Source organism: Chitinophagaceae bacterium (assembly GCA_016699815.1).
Classification (GTDB): domain Bacteria; phylum Bacteroidota; class Bacteroidia; order Chitinophagales; family Chitinophagaceae; genus Ferruginibacter.
This window is the reverse complement of the sequence record CP065012.1, coordinates 116,578-130,096: the sequence shown is the minus strand read 5'-3', so window position 1 is coordinate 130,096 and position 13,519 is coordinate 116,578. Positions and strand designations below refer to the sequence as shown.

General features: G+C 35.9%; 15 protein-coding genes. All 15 read right to left on the bottom strand.

What is annotated here, in order from left to right; all coding sequences use genetic code 11:
• Nucleotides 1–52: 52 nt before the first annotated feature.
• The 15 genes from IPO46_00610 to IPO46_00540 all read right to left on the bottom strand — a co-directional run bounded on the left by IPO46_00610 (nt 53) and on the right by IPO46_00540 (nt 13,450).
• A complete protein-coding gene (locus IPO46_00610; protein ID QQS63154.1) occupies nt 53–634 on the bottom strand; it encodes a hypothetical protein in 582 nt (193 codons plus the stop codon).
• A gap of 117 nt (nt 635–751) precedes the next feature.
• The gene (locus IPO46_00605) at nt 752–1,333 is read right to left on the bottom strand and encodes a hypothetical protein (GenBank protein QQS63153.1); all 582 of its coding nucleotides are present in this window, start codon (nt 1,331–1,333) and stop codon (nt 752–754) included.
• Nucleotides 1,334–1,504: 171 nt separating this feature from the next.
• Complete coding sequence (locus tag IPO46_00600) at nt 1,505–1,864, bottom strand: hypothetical protein (GenBank protein QQS63152.1); 360 nt, start codon at nt 1,862–1,864, stop codon at nt 1,505–1,507.
• A gap of 32 nt (nt 1,865–1,896) precedes the next feature.
• Nucleotides 1,897–2,406, bottom strand: coding sequence for a hypothetical protein (locus tag IPO46_00595; protein ID QQS63151.1), 510 nt, complete (start codon nt 2,404–2,406; stop codon nt 1,897–1,899).
• Nucleotides 2,407–2,561: 155 nt separating this feature from the next.
• Nucleotides 2,562–4,760 (bottom strand): response regulator, encoded by a 2,199-nt coding sequence (locus tag IPO46_00590; protein ID QQS63150.1) that lies wholly within the window; start codon nt 4,758–4,760, stop codon nt 2,562–2,564.
• Nucleotides 4,761–4,794: 34 nt separating this feature from the next.
• Entirely contained in the window at nt 4,795–4,998 is a 204-nt protein-coding gene (locus IPO46_00585) for a hypothetical protein (protein ID QQS63149.1), read from the bottom strand.
• 134 nt (nt 4,999–5,132) lie between these two features.
• Complete coding sequence (locus IPO46_00580) at nt 5,133–5,828, bottom strand: response regulator transcription factor (GenBank protein ID QQS63148.1); 696 nt, start codon at nt 5,826–5,828, stop codon at nt 5,133–5,135.
• Nucleotides 5,829–6,105: 277 nt separating this feature from the next.
• A complete protein-coding gene (locus IPO46_00575) occupies nt 6,106–7,050 on the bottom strand; it encodes a nuclear transport factor 2 family protein (GenBank protein ID QQS63147.1) in 945 nt (314 codons plus the stop codon).
• Nucleotides 7,051–7,183: 133 nt separating this feature from the next.
• Nucleotides 7,184–7,924, bottom strand: coding sequence for a hypothetical protein (locus IPO46_00570; GenBank protein QQS63146.1), 741 nt, complete (start codon nt 7,922–7,924; stop codon nt 7,184–7,186).
• A 125-nt stretch (nt 7,925–8,049) separates the two neighbouring features.
• Nucleotides 8,050–8,766, bottom strand: coding sequence for a hypothetical protein (locus IPO46_00565; protein ID QQS63145.1), 717 nt, complete (start codon nt 8,764–8,766; stop codon nt 8,050–8,052).
• A gap of 83 nt (nt 8,767–8,849) precedes the next feature.
• Complete coding sequence (locus IPO46_00560) at nt 8,850–9,074, bottom strand: hypothetical protein (protein QQS63144.1); 225 nt, start codon at nt 9,072–9,074, stop codon at nt 8,850–8,852.
• A gap of 54 nt (nt 9,075–9,128) precedes the next feature.
• On the bottom strand, nt 9,129–9,608 hold the full coding sequence (locus IPO46_00555; protein ID QQS63143.1) for a hypothetical protein: 480 nt from the start codon (nt 9,606–9,608) through the stop codon (nt 9,129–9,131).
• 49 nt (nt 9,609–9,657) lie between these two features.
• On the bottom strand, nt 9,658–10,596 hold the full coding sequence (locus IPO46_00550) for an NAD-dependent epimerase/dehydratase family protein (GenBank protein ID QQS63142.1): 939 nt from the start codon (nt 10,594–10,596) through the stop codon (nt 9,658–9,660).
• Nucleotides 10,597–10,790: 194 nt separating this feature from the next.
• Nucleotides 10,791–11,534, bottom strand: coding sequence for a LytTR family transcriptional regulator DNA-binding domain-containing protein (locus IPO46_00545; protein ID QQS63141.1), 744 nt, complete (start codon nt 11,532–11,534; stop codon nt 10,791–10,793).
• Complete coding sequence (locus IPO46_00540) at nt 11,534–13,450, bottom strand: histidine kinase (protein QQS63140.1); 1,917 nt, start codon at nt 13,448–13,450, stop codon at nt 11,534–11,536. Before IPO46_00540 ends, IPO46_00545 begins: the two co-directional genes overlap by 1 nt.
• Nucleotides 13,451–13,519: the final 69 nt, after the last annotated feature.

The window sequence follows — 13,519 nt, the reverse complement described above, 5'->3', positions numbered from 1 at the left end:
AGCTTTTACCCATTATTGATTATCCCTTTCCCTGAATAAAAAAAAATGCCGCTTACTTTAAAGAAGCGAAATAGCTTATATCGCCGTTCAGATCTACCTGCACAATTATTCTTTTATTGGCATTTTGCAACCTTACAAAATAGGAGTCTGCATCATTAAACCTGGTATTGTAAAACCAAATATCAGATTCATTGGCTTCATTGTCATCAAAGAGTATTACCTCCATTACTTTGTATGCCTTATACAGCTTATTGATTTTTTTTTGTGCATTGGCGGGCAAATTGGTATAGGCTATAGTATGCGTTGTGCCAACGAGTTGAGCATCTCCATCATAATATGCTTTTGATTGTATACCATTTTGTACAAAGGTAATTTCATCAAAATTGTAACTTCTATATGCTTTTAATACAGGCAGATTCCCAAAATCACGGGTAAACTGTTGCAAAGCCTGTTCACTTACTTTTGTACCCTCTAAAGCTCTCAGTTCTTTTCTATCTTGCCTTTTTTTATCTTTATAAATTTTTTTAGCAGTTTTATTGGTTTTTATTTCGCTTTTTAAAACAGATTCGGTTTGTGCATATACAAGAGATGCGTAAAAAAAAGTAACGATAATTGACAGTATTAACTTTTTCATGATAAGATTTTTTAAAATTTTATAAATATAATTGTGGGTTAAAGTAATTGCTGCTTTTTGCTTCAATCATTGGCAAATTCAAACAAAACCAGGGCTGCAATTACTATTTCTGCTTTTCTAAAGTTTGATTAATGCTTTTTGCATCGCTGCTTTATTTTCCATTTCATTTAAGGTTTTAGCTGTATAATATATTTGCAAAAGTGGTTGGTTGCCATTATGGTTGAGCATTATTTGTATGGTACTTCGGTCCGTATGCCATTCTGTAATTAAAGAAAGGGTACCATCGGCAATTGCCTGCCCTACAGTTGCATTGCTATTTCCGGGTGTTGCTTTAGTGCTCCAGTTTTCCTGGTCCAGTGCAGGTTTGCCATACTTTTGCATGAGCAAATATTTAAATGAATTGTAATCCTGCACATAGAGTTGCATATTTGAATATTTTTTGCTAAACCTGTAATTGCCACTTATCAGCTTATTGTTTTCATTAAAAATATACATTACATCACAAGTGAAACCTCCCAGCTGGTCTTTATATTGCAACATATCGTCGTTATCTTTTAATACATTTTGAGCTGCTTCACCGCTTTGTACTTTTTCAATAGAATCACCCCATTGAAAGTTCCTGAAATCGGGCTTGTTTTGTGCTACACAAGAATTTATGAGGGCAAAACAAACCACGATAATTAAATTGACGTGTTTCATAATCTCATTTTTTTACAAAGCTATAATTGGGTAAATTAAAAATATATACTAATCGGCGAAACGGCATAAAATATAGATAATACGCTATATTGGTGTTTTGGCTATTGCCTAAACTAATTAAAAAAGCCCTGCGAAAATTTCTCACAGGGCCTTTGCGATTGGAGGCAAACATCAACTCGGTTGTTTGTTTTCTTTAAACCTTTTGTCTGGAGTGCCATTTTTTTTCATGTGATGATTTTTTGCCAGCCTTTTATTGGCTTTATAGCGCCTGTCTGGAGTGCCATCTTTTTTAACCGGTGCTGCAGCATTTTTTGCGATGGTTTTGCTTGCCACCTGCTTTACCTGGGCGGGTGCAGAAGAGGGAGTGGTTTTATGCACTGTGGCAACTTTACTTTGTAGCGCCTGTGCTGCGCTTACTTTTTTGGGTACCTGCATTTTTGCCGGTTGTGTTTTGGCTGCTGTGCTGGTTTGTGCAAGGCCTGCGGTACTTAAACCCATTAAGGCTATTGCTGCAAAGATTACTTTTTTCATTGTTCTAATTTTGATTGTTTAAAAATATATGTTTAGTTATTGTGAGAAGAAACGGAAGCGTAATACAGCGGAAGTTTTAGTTTAATTTCAAAATTTTCTTCCAGTGCATTATAGAGGTAAATATTCAACATCCAGGTATTTAAATGTATAATATTATTATTGCAGCCAGCTTCCAAAATAATCATGCCGGTACAGGAACATATAATACTGCCATCATTTATTTTACCTTCAACTGGAAATAAAAGCCCATCACATATATTTCCTGCCAGGTTAATTTCAATTGATGAGTTTATAATGGCTTCAATCATTACTCTTTCCCGGTAATTTGTGAAAAAACCAGAATTGTGATGCAACTCTTCCCGGGCAATAAAACGCCAGTCTGCATCTATTCTCATTGTGCCGGTTAAAAAATCAATTTTCATTTTTAGCAAAGGCAAATGACTTGCAAGTTTTTTACCACAAACTTTTAATGGACCTGCATAAGTTTCAGAAGTTGCAGGTATAGAATAATCAAATTGATGAAGCAAAGATTGATGTATCATTTTTTGTCTTTGTAGTGTAAACCTACAACCGGCAAAAAAGTTTTAAATTGATAAATAGGTGATTGGGCAATTTCCATCGGTGAAAAGGGAATAAACAATGTACACTTTTTTTAAAAAGTAATAAATTAATGGAAATGGCTGCTGGAAATGATGGATTAGCTGAAGCTTTGGTAAAACTGCCTGGCTTCATCGAGTGCTTTAGAGCAAAACTCATGAAGAGGATTAAAGTATAGCGTAAATAGTTCCTGGGAAAGATTGCCCTGCTCTAAATAGTCCAACCAGGGATTGAGTTTTTCATTGAGGCCAAAAATAGAAATTGTGGTTTTAAAATTATGTGCCTGCTGCCTTATTGCTTCCAGGTTATTGCACTCCCATGCACTTTTTATTACTGATAGTGCATTTGGTAAAGCCTCTATAAACTGGCTGGTTACTTCTTTTTCAAATGCAATATTGCCCTGGCTCAGTTCCTTTAAATAATCAAGTTGGATATAAGCAAATGAAAATTGGGGTATTGTGTTACGTTTCATAACATTCGGCATTTCCGTAGTTTGTTTGCCAATAAAATACAGGATGAGGTTCAATAATTCAGTTTCTCTTAAAGGTTTTGAAATATATTCGTTCATACCAAAACCCATGCATTTTTCTCTTTCACCAGCCATTGCATGGGCAGTAATGGCAATAATCGGGATTTTTAAATGCATTACTTCCCTTATATGCTTTGTAGCAGTGTAGCCGTCCATTTCGGGCATTTGTAAGTCCATTAAAATAAGGTCAAAATTCTTTTGTGTGAGCAATTCAATTGCTTCATTTCCATTCAAAGCTATATCATAATCCAGGTTCCATTCTTTAAGTAAATGTTTTAATAACAATTGATTTATTTCATTATCCTCAGCTATAAGAATGCGTTTATTCTCAAAAATGATAAACGGGTTACCAGTTTGCCCTGTAAAGGGAGCAGTTGTATGAGTTTGCATTCTGGAAATTGTATAGGGGATGCTAAGTATAAAAGAGGAGCCTTTGCCAATTTCACTTTCCACATTTATAGTTCCGTTTTGCAATTGTACAAGGTCTTTTACAATGGAAAGCCCAAGTCCCGTTCCGCCATACTGCCTTGTAATAGTATCGTCTGCCTGCTGAAAACGTTCAAAAATTTGAGTTTGCTGCATTTTTTCAATACCCATTCCGGTATCGGAAACAATAATACCCAATAAGAAATTATGTTTTTGAAAACCTTTATTTAATAGTTGAACACTTACCATTCCTTTACTGGTGAATTTTATTGCATTACCCACAAGGTTTACTAAAATTTGTGTAAGCTTTACTGCATCACCTTCTAATATTTCCGGTATGTTGTCATCTGATTTTATTTGTAGTGAAATATTTTTTTCAACGGCCTTATTGCTCAGCATATCTTTAATCGTATTAATTACTTCTCGTATTTTGAAAGGCGCTTTTTCTATCCGCATCATGCCTGACTCAATTTTTGATAGGTCAAGTATATCATTGATGATGGTGAGCAGATTATCGCCCGATACTTTTATGGCTTGTAAATATTCTTTAGAACTTTCATCCATTTGTTTTTTATACAGCAATGCAGTAAAACCCAAAATGGCATTCATTGGGGTGCGAATTTCATGGCTCATGTTGGAAAGAAAGTTCTCTTTAATTTTAACAGCAGTATTTGCTTTTTTTTCGGAAATGTTTAAGCGGTCAATAAGTTTTTGCTGCTCCTTTACTTTAAAGGCGATATAAGTAAAAGTGAATAGCGAAGCCAAAATGGCAATGATGGCAATAATTCTTCCCAATGTTTTTGCCTGCAACCCGTTATAATCGGCTTCTTTCATAGCCGCAATAACTTTATTACGGTGTAAGCCGTCTATTTGATTGCAAACAAAACGAATAGAATCGGTAAGTTGTTTATCCTTATTTGATTTAACTATATTTTCGGCAAAAACTTTTCCGCTAAGCCGGAAAGTGTCGAGTATTTGGGTATCTGTATTGATTTTGCGGTTCACTAAATCCCTTAACATTGCTAATTGGGGCAATATTAAGTTACTGCCCGGCATTTTGGATAAACTATCGAGCATTTTGTTTAGGCTGCTAATTTCATTTGCAATATGTCCATCGTTAATTTCAGCTCCACGAATTACCGTACCTTTTACTTTGCTCTCCATAGTCAAAACCCCGTTTTGGAGGTTTCGTAAAGTATTATTGATTTCAAAACCATTAAGCATTTCCTCATTGCCATTTACCAGGCGGTTGATACTTCGGTTGGAAATAAACTGGAGAAATACAATGAGTAAAACGGCAATGATAAAAACAACCGGTATGATATATCTTAAATAGCGGTTCATCAATATTTATTTCTGCAATTTACGCTAAATCGTATTACAGGTTATGCTGTTGTTTGTCCGGCTTAATAAGCTTAACAAAAAATACCGCAAGAAATACAATATCTGCAATAATAAAAACAATAGGAAGTGTGAGTTGCCTTGGAACAGCATGGTGATCAATAATATTTAAAAGCCAATAGAATAAAATTACCAGTATTATAGTAGAAACAAATAACTCGATAATTTGTTTAGCTTTCATTTCAGTATTACTGAGTTGTTTTTTTGTTACAGAGTAAGTAGCAATAGCAAACCTAATATAGCTAAGAAACAATTGAGGTATCGAATAGGTGATTAAGGAAAACCTATCGGTGAAAAAATAACAAGCTGCTTGGGTTAAAGTATATTTAACCTAAGGTTAAGCGCCAACCTGTAAGCATCGGCTACCGGAATGGGTTTGCCGTTTAAAACCAATGCCCCATCCTGTATTGTTTCAACTTTGCCAACATTAATAATATAGGAGCGGTGTACCCTTATAAATTTAGCAGGGGAGAGGCGGCTTTCCACTGCTTTAAGTGTGCAGTGAATGGCAAAATATTTTTGGCCAATATGCAGTTTTACGTAATCACCCATTGCCTCTGCATACAGGATATCATCTACTTTTAAGCGGCGCACTATATTAGAGTCACGTATAAAAATAAATTCTTCTTCGCTCATGGTTACTTTTTCTTTCCTGCTTTCCAAAATCTCTTTTACCTTTTCTATTGCCTGAATAAACCTGGGAACGCTTACAGGTTTTAGCAGGTAGTCGGCAACATTCAAGTCAAATGCCTGTGTGGCATATTCTTTTTTTGAAGTAGTATATACAATAACCGGGCTATTGCTTCCCAGTGAGTGAGTAAGTTCTAAACCGTTCATGCCAGGCATTTCAATGTCGAGCAATAGTAAGTCAACGGTTTTTCCCTGTAAAAAATTATAGGCTTCCATTGAAGTTGCACATTCACCCGCAACCGTTAATTCCTTCACTTGAGAAACCATTTGCCGAAGAGTTGTTCGTGCAATTTTGTTATCATCTACTATCAGAAGTTCCATAAAATAATTTTGATTAGGGCATTGGACTTTGCTGTAAGCGCCAATGGAATTACAAAATTGGGTGTAAACCTGTAACCAGCAAGAAATAATTTTAATATTAACAGATTTTTCTACCAGGCTTATAAATAAATATTCAAAAAAAAAGCCAAAGTATAAACTTTGGCCATTAACTGTTAAAACGCTTCCTTACTGAATTAGCACAGGGTAAATAAGATAAGTTACAAAAATTCAAATTCAATTACGGCTTTGCCCAGTAAAATAGTTGAACTTATAGATACTATTTCTTAAAAAAATCAGCGCCATAATACGAAACTTCGCTGGTTATTTTACCTTCTGCGTTAAAGCTGTCAGAAAAATGAAATGCAACGGTGAGTTTCTTTTTATCTGATTTACGTACCAGGAAGTATTTCCACCAGGACAGTACCTCACGGCCGTTTCCTATTTCGTACTGCAGGTAATCCGGGTATCCTACTTCTTCTATTTTTATAATTTCATAATCATTGATGAATTGTTGCCAGTCTGCTTTTGCCTGGGCCTTATTGATACTTGAGTCAAATGGCCAATTAATGTCAAAAAATTTTACGTTGTCGGCAAAATAACTCAGGGCTTTGTCCACATCGCCTTTTTCAAAAGCATACATTGATTTGCGAACGGTATTGATGTTTTCGTGGTGGTTGTAAATGGTACCGTTGGTACGGGTGGTAAAACCAGCCCTTATTTCATCAAACACTTTTGAGTTGGCATATTCCAGCATTCTTTTTATTTTATTATCGCTGGTAAGGGTAAAATTATAATGTGCGGCAGCATCTATTTTTACACCGGTTTTTTTATGAACACCACTAATTGAATTCCAGGTGATAACTGTTACTTCACTATTCTTATTGTCTTTTTGATATTCTAATGCATCGGGATAGCTGCCTGGAAAATTGGTAAATTTGAAATAGTCAAACCTGTTTTTAAAACTTGCTGCATCCGATAAAAACTGTGCTTTGCCTACTTCTCCAAAGTTGTTAAGATTGGAAGTGCCATCAAAAAACTTAAAATCAGCGGTTAAATAACTGGCCATTTTTGCAGAATCTCCTGCTTCAAAGGCTTTGCCAAACTCTTCAACAACTGTAATAGCCGGGTGGGTAATGTAAATGTTTCCATTGATTTTTTTTTGGGCAAAGGCTGATACCATACCTGCTACAGCAAGTATGGTAAAGAAATAATATTTTTTCATTTGAGTAAATTATAAAAGTGAATAAATAGAAGGTTTGAAACATCTGTAATGATTAACTCTTTTAAATATAAATCTGCCAATTTTTTTGCTAAGAATGAATACAAATGTTTCAAACCAACTTTGAATTACCTCTTTATTTAGAACTCAGGTCTTTTCTCAAAAAAAGCAATTCACTCCATGCTTCCTGGGCGTACCTGTTGATATCTTCGGAATAGGTATCATAAGCCCCTTCGCCATATACGCCATCATAAGTTTCTTTAAAAGGCTTACGAAAGCCTTTTGCTTTTTCTTTTAACCCTTGTTTAAATCTTGTAACAATTGCAAATTTGCCGTGCCCGGAAGCATTGGAAGAATACACGGCAACTGATGAACCATCTGCTGCCCAAACTGCTTTAAGGTTTTTTAAAATTGATCTTACTTTTGCGCCTTTACCTATTTTAGGATACACATGGGTAACCTGTATTTTATCAGAAACATCACCCAGGCTTACAGAGCTTAAAGATTCTTCAAAAACTGAATAGCTGTTTGTTGTTCTATCGGTTAAATAAATGGCAATGTTTTTATTCCAGTCTGTCATGTGCTCGGCGCCCAGGTCACCACGGGTATCCAGGGCATCCCAGCTGGTTGGGCCTTCTGTAAGTTGATAACCTCCAAAATCGGGCCCGGATTCTATGGAAAATACACGCCAGCCTTGCTCTCCGCTATGAAATTTTTTGGCATGTGCAGCAATGGCTTTTTCAAACTCTGCTACTTTATCAATTTTTGGAAAAACCCTTTGGGTGGAAATTACATTTTTTACCTGGCTAATGCCCATTACAGAGACAAGCAAGCCGAGGATTAAAAATTTTAGCTTTTGAAAATAATTGTTGTTCATTTTTTTTTAAGTTTAAATGTTTAGAATATAAAATATAAATCCTGTTCTGGTTTTATGCCTTTTTTGGCTTTGACTTGGCATTAAAAAGCACAAAGAATTTTATGATACTTAATTAGTATATCCCGTTATTCGGCAGTATTGTAGAATTCAATTGAAGGCTTACCTATTACACCGGCGCTTTCCATTAATTTTATCTTTTCTTCCGATGCTAAAGCTGCTTTTGCCTTAGTAAGGTCTTTAATGTCAAACACCAATTGAACGTTATTGCTGTCGTCGATACCTCTTGCCAAAACCACATCATCAAAGCCCTGGCTTAACCTTGTTGCTGCACCTTCGGCATCAAAAACTTTAAGCCATGCGCCAAAATCTTTTACTTTATGCGTTACAACTACCCAAAGTTTTTCTTTTGCATCAGGGTTAAACCTTAGTATATGATAATAATTTACATCAGGTATTGAGATAACACCAGCTTTTTCCCTCACCTCTTTTAACCTGGGGCTGTTTGCAAAATCTTTGGCTTTTTGCCGATCGGATACGCTTAAGTAAATGGTAAGGTCATTGGATTTGTTCATTCCACGGCCTATTACAATTAAATTTAGCCCACTGGCTTTCCTGGCAACAGAATCCAAATCAAAAATATTTTTCCATGTTGTATAATCTTTTACACTGATATGGAATTGCACTACATCGGAGATATTCATTTCCGGTTGTTTGGTTGTATCTGCAATAGTTACCTTGTTTGTATCAGTATTTGCATCTATTGGTTTTTTTTTGGCCGCTTCATTACATCCAGCAAGCATTATTGTAGAAAATAATAGTATTGCTAAAATTCCAGATTTCATTTTATTTAATATTATTGTTTGACTAATTAAAATTCTTAAGAACAACCCGGTTTTGAGACAAATGCCTAAAACCGGGTTATGCATTAGTTGGGCGAGCTTAAATCTGCACGGTGTTTCACTACCAGTGACTCGAAAGATTTTTGAGTGGCATTAAACTTTTTAATAAACAACTTGAAATCTTCTTTTGGAAAAGCCACTTTAAATAATTTAGACCAGTCATCATCGGGTTTTGGCTCAAAAGATGCCCATCCATCGGGCAGTGGAAAAACTACGGCCACCTGGCTATTGCTGCCAAAAGACCTGCTCATGATTTGGTAGTAATTTTTAGAGTTAGCTTTTTTGTACATTTCTTTAATCTTTTTTTAACCGGCATAAAAATCATCTTCCATACCATTATTGAGTTCAATGAAATAAATACCCAGTAGCTTTGTGTTCATGTCTGCCATGTTAGGCGACATATAGCTATCGTCGCTTTGTTCATAAAAATAGCGTGCAGTTTTGTCGTTGAGATATTTGCCAACATTAGTTTCCCAATCGGCTGAATGGTCTTTGGCTTCAACTGCATTAAAGCCTTTTTCAACTTCTGCCCAGGTAGAAAGGTTTCGGTAAACAAAGTGAAATTCGCCGGTTCTATCACCTACAAGCACCTGATAAATATCTATGGCTGCATCGCCGGAGTGAAAGGTTTTATTATGGAGCGCAAGGCCTTTCTCAAAATTTTCTGTTTCATTTTGCAATGGGTGCAAAGTAATAACGGTGAGTTTGTTTTTTTTGGGCGCTTTTGTTTGGGCGCAAAGCAACATCGGAATTGCCAATGAAAATAACAGCAGTAACTTTTTCATGATTTTTGTTTTTGAATGTTTTAAAAATGTATTACTAAACTGAAGGGCGTTAAATGACATAATTGAATAGTGTTTGTTTAACAGGTTTAAAGGCTACCCCTAAATCTTCTTCGGCCATTTTATTCTGGTAAACAATCAAAGGTTTATGCAGCGGCTCCATAAGGTTCAGCATACGGTTTACATCCGAAACACGCCATGTTTCACTGCTGAGCAAATAATTTTTACCGTGCAGGCCTTTTGTTATTGCTGTTTTATAAATAGCTTTTGCCACATCCTTTACATCCACAATAGCAAAAAAGGCATCTATTTTATAAAAGAATTTTATGCTTTCGTTGGGTGCAATCATTTTTTGAATAAAGTACTGCATACCGGTAGAGGTAGAATCTTCCCTGCCGGATAAAGATTTTCCAAAAACCATAACCGGCGAAACAGTAGAAATTTCAAAATGCAGGCTATTATTTTCTTTGATGAATTTATCTACAACCTGGTTGGCCATATACTTTGCCTGCCCGTAAGGATGACTGTCTGTGCTCATAAATTTTTCTTGGCTTTCATCAAAAGATTCTTCGGGTGATTTTCCATCGGGCGGCATAGGAAAATTTGAATTATAGGATGCCACAGAAGCTACTATTACTACTTTTTCTACGGATAGGGTTTTATTGATTACTTCAAGAAAATTTTCTGTGCCTTTAACTATGGGTTCAAATAATTCTGCCTGCGGGTCTTTTACTTCAAGTTGAAATGGAGTACCGCAATGCACTACGATGTCGCAATCCTGCACAAAATGCTCCAATTGGCCTTTATTTTCCACCTTCATTTCGGTAATGTAGAGGTTGCCTGAAAGCTCCAGTTCAGTTAAGTGCTGGTATTTTGCCTGTTTTGAAATATCGGTAACGGAAACTTTTACAGTAAAGCCATTTTCTAAAAATTCTTTGGTGATATAACTACCAATAAAACCTGCCCCACCAATAATACCTGCTTTTTTCATACCCGGTTACAATTATGATGTGTACTTGGTTGTGCCACTTTAAACAGGATTGTTTACCAGTGGTTTTAAAAAGTGTAGCTCATTGAATTAGGCTTCTAAGTAAGACAATTATATAGGGAGTAAAAAGTGATATAGGACGAAAGCCTTAAAATACTGTACCAACTCATGTATTTAGTTACCAGAAAAAAAATGATCTATAAAGTTTGGAGCCTGTTGAGCAATTCCTCCTTTAAGGCTTTACTTACAGGAATGGCTGTTTTGCCAATAACGATATGGCTTGTGGAGATTTCGTCAATTTTGGAGAGGTTTACAATAAAGGAACGATGTACCCTTATAAAATGTTTTTGCGGCAACTTTTCATCCATTTCTTTTAAAGTCATTACCAGCAGGTATTCTTTATCTTTTGAATAAATTCGGCAATAATTGCGTTCGGCTTCAATATAAAATATGTCTTTAATTTCTACTTTTACGAGCTTGTCGTTATTGCGCACAAAAAGATAGTCACTTAAAATATAGGCCAGCACTTCGTTGCCGCCATTGGTTTTTTGCGGGGTTTTTTCGGCCTGTATTTGTAGCACTGTAAGTTCAATGGCTCTTTGTAAATCGAGTTTTTTGTAGGGCTTGGAAATAAAGGCATAAGGGTGGGTAATTTTGGCCCGGTTAAAATTAAAATTATCTGCATTTGCAGTAAGGTAAATAACAGGTATGTTAAATTCTTTTTGCATTATCTGCGCTGTTTCTATGCCATCTATTTTCCCTTTAAGTTGAATGTCGAGCAAAACAATATCGGGTGGGTTTTGTTTTATATGGTGCAGCGCTTCTTCTCCTCGAGGTACAATACCTGTTACTTCAAATCCCATATTGGTTAGCTCCAGTGAAATATTTGCACCAATTACCATTTCATCTTCCACCACTAGTATTTTTGCCGGAATACCCATTATGCTGCTGTATTAATGTGAAATTGAAATTCAACTTTTGTTCCTGAATCTGTTTTTTCAACCATGTTGCCATTCAACTGCTGTGTAAGTAATTGAATTAGCTGAGAGCCAAATCCGGTTCCCTTAGTGGCCTGTCCAAATTGTTTCCCTACACCGTTATCGGCAACTTTTAAAGTTAAGGTTTCCGGGTAAGTTTTATACAAGCTTATAGAAATATTTCCGTTATTATTATTCGGAAAAGCATATTTTAGTGAATTGGTGAGCAGTTCGTTTACTATTAATCCAATGGGCACCGCTGTATCTACATCAAGTTCAAGTTTGTCCATAGCATACTCAATTTTCACTTTATCTTCTGCATTAAAAGTATCCAAAATGCCTTCTCCCAGATTTATAAAATAATCTTTCATTTCAATGCTGCCCAGGTTTTCGCCCTGGTAAAGTTTCTGATGAATGATGCCCATAGATTGTACCCTGCTTTGGCTTTGGAGCATTACGTCTTTTGATGCTGCATCGCTTAGCTTTGCCGATTGCAACGCCAGCAGGCTTTTCACCAGCTCAAGGTTGTTTTTTACCCGGTGATGTATTTCTTTTAGCAAAAGCTCATTTTGCTTATTCTTTACATCCAACTGACCGTTGAGCTTTATGAGCAGTTGATTTTTTTTCCTGCGCTTTTGGTAAGAATAAAACAAACCAAATAAAATAAAAACCAGTAAGGCTGCTAAAATAATATAAAGAGTTTGTGTTTTCTTTTGCTGAGAAATTTTAGAAACCTGAAGGGCAATGGTTTTATCTTTTTTTTCGGTTTCAAATTGGGTGAGCAGTTCGGACATCTCGATATCGCTTTTTATCTTGGCTGTACTGTCCCGCATTTTACGGGAAAGCTTTTGGTATTTGAGTGCATTTACATAATCACCCATTTTTTCATAAATACTGCTTACGTGTTCGTAATTTTCTGTAAGGTTTGAAAGGTCATGTGTTTTTTCCTGTAAGGCAACGGTTTTGAGCTGATATTTTAATGCCTCAGGATAGTTGCCCAGCATCATATTGGTTTCGCCTATATTGGCTAAACATACGTAAATACTGTTTTCGTAATTTACTTCTTCGGCCTTTTTTAAACAGGCAGTATATTCAGCAAGGGCCTCTTTATAATTGCCCATACGTTTTATGGCATTGGCCCTGTCGTTCCTAATATTCAACACGGTAAAAATTGATGCATTGATTTGCTTCATTATAAGCATTGCCGAGTCGTAATAGGCTAATGCTATTGAGGGACTTGCCATGGCAATTTTTACATCACCTGCAGCTCTGTAGGCAAAGGAAAGTTCTTCGTACAATTTATTTTTTTTGGAGAAGGCAATGTTTTTTACCGCATACTCTAATGCTTCATCAAACCTTTCCTGCCGAAACAGATCTTCCGATACCCGGTTCATTGCGCCAGCTATGCCATTTTTATCGTTGAGCTGTTCCATTATTTTCATCGCCTTAAGGTCTTCCTCCATTGCCTGTTTTATTTTACCTTTTCGCTTTAGCACCCAGCCAATTTTAAAATAAGTGGTTGCCTGCCCCTTATTATCTTTTATTATGGTATAGCCATTTAATGCCTTATCAAAAAAATAGGTTGCAGAATCAAGCATCATCAGGTTGGCGTACATTCTTCCCAGTTTTTCGTAAAACCTGGGTTGCCATTGTCTATTGTTGGTATTATCGGCAAGTGTAACGCCTTTTAAAGCATAAAACTTGGCTTCTTCAAAGCTGGTATTAAAGCTTTCATCGGTAAGTAAGGATAATATTTCCAGTTTTTTCTCACTATTATTTTCCTTGCCCAATTGCATGTTAAGACTATCTATAGTATGGTTTTGAGCTTTTGACGGGAACCCGAAAGTTAAGACAAGTACTACAGGTAGTAATGTTCTCATTTACTTAGTTAAAAATAAAAATTAGGGAAGTACCTGTAAATATAACTAAAATAGTAAATACTTTATTTA

What these genes read in the sequence shown, in the direction of transcription:
- IPO46_00610 (QQS63154.1), bottom strand. Translation starts at nt 634, where the DNA reads ATGAAAAAGTTAATACTGTCAATTATCGTTACTTTTTTTTACGCATCT.
- IPO46_00605 (QQS63153.1), bottom strand. Translation starts at nt 1,333, where the DNA reads ATGAAACACGTCAATTTAATTATCGTGGTTTGTTTTGCCCTCATAAAT.
- IPO46_00600 (QQS63152.1), bottom strand. Translation starts at nt 1,864, where the DNA reads ATGAAAAAAGTAATCTTTGCAGCAATAGCCTTAATGGGTTTAAGTACC.
- IPO46_00595 (QQS63151.1), bottom strand. Translation starts at nt 2,406, where the DNA reads ATGATACATCAATCTTTGCTTCATCAATTTGATTATTCTATACCTGCA.
- IPO46_00590 (QQS63150.1), bottom strand. Translation starts at nt 4,760, where the DNA reads ATGAACCGCTATTTAAGATATATCATACCGGTTGTTTTTATCATTGCC.
- IPO46_00585 (QQS63149.1), bottom strand. Translation starts at nt 4,998, where the DNA reads ATGAAAGCTAAACAAATTATCGAGTTATTTGTTTCTACTATAATACTG.
- IPO46_00580 (QQS63148.1), bottom strand. Translation starts at nt 5,828, where the DNA reads ATGGAACTTCTGATAGTAGATGATAACAAAATTGCACGAACAACTCTT.
- IPO46_00575 (QQS63147.1), bottom strand. Translation starts at nt 7,050, where the DNA reads ATGAAAAAATATTATTTCTTTACCATACTTGCTGTAGCAGGTATGGTA.
- IPO46_00570 (QQS63146.1), bottom strand. Translation starts at nt 7,924, where the DNA reads ATGAACAACAATTATTTTCAAAAGCTAAAATTTTTAATCCTCGGCTTG.
- IPO46_00565 (QQS63145.1), bottom strand. Translation starts at nt 8,766, where the DNA reads ATGAAATCTGGAATTTTAGCAATACTATTATTTTCTACAATAATGCTT.
- IPO46_00560 (QQS63144.1), bottom strand. Translation starts at nt 9,074, where the DNA reads ATGAGCAGGTCTTTTGGCAGCAATAGCCAGGTGGCCGTAGTTTTTCCA.
- IPO46_00555 (QQS63143.1), bottom strand. Translation starts at nt 9,608, where the DNA reads ATGAAAAAGTTACTGCTGTTATTTTCATTGGCAATTCCGATGTTGCTT.
- IPO46_00550 (QQS63142.1), bottom strand. Translation starts at nt 10,596, where the DNA reads ATGAAAAAAGCAGGTATTATTGGTGGGGCAGGTTTTATTGGTAGTTAT.
- IPO46_00545 (QQS63141.1), bottom strand. Translation starts at nt 11,534, where the DNA reads ATGGGTATTCCGGCAAAAATACTAGTGGTGGAAGATGAAATGGTAATT.
- IPO46_00540 (QQS63140.1), bottom strand. Translation starts at nt 13,450, where the DNA reads ATGAGAACATTACTACCTGTAGTACTTGTCTTAACTTTCGGGTTCCCG.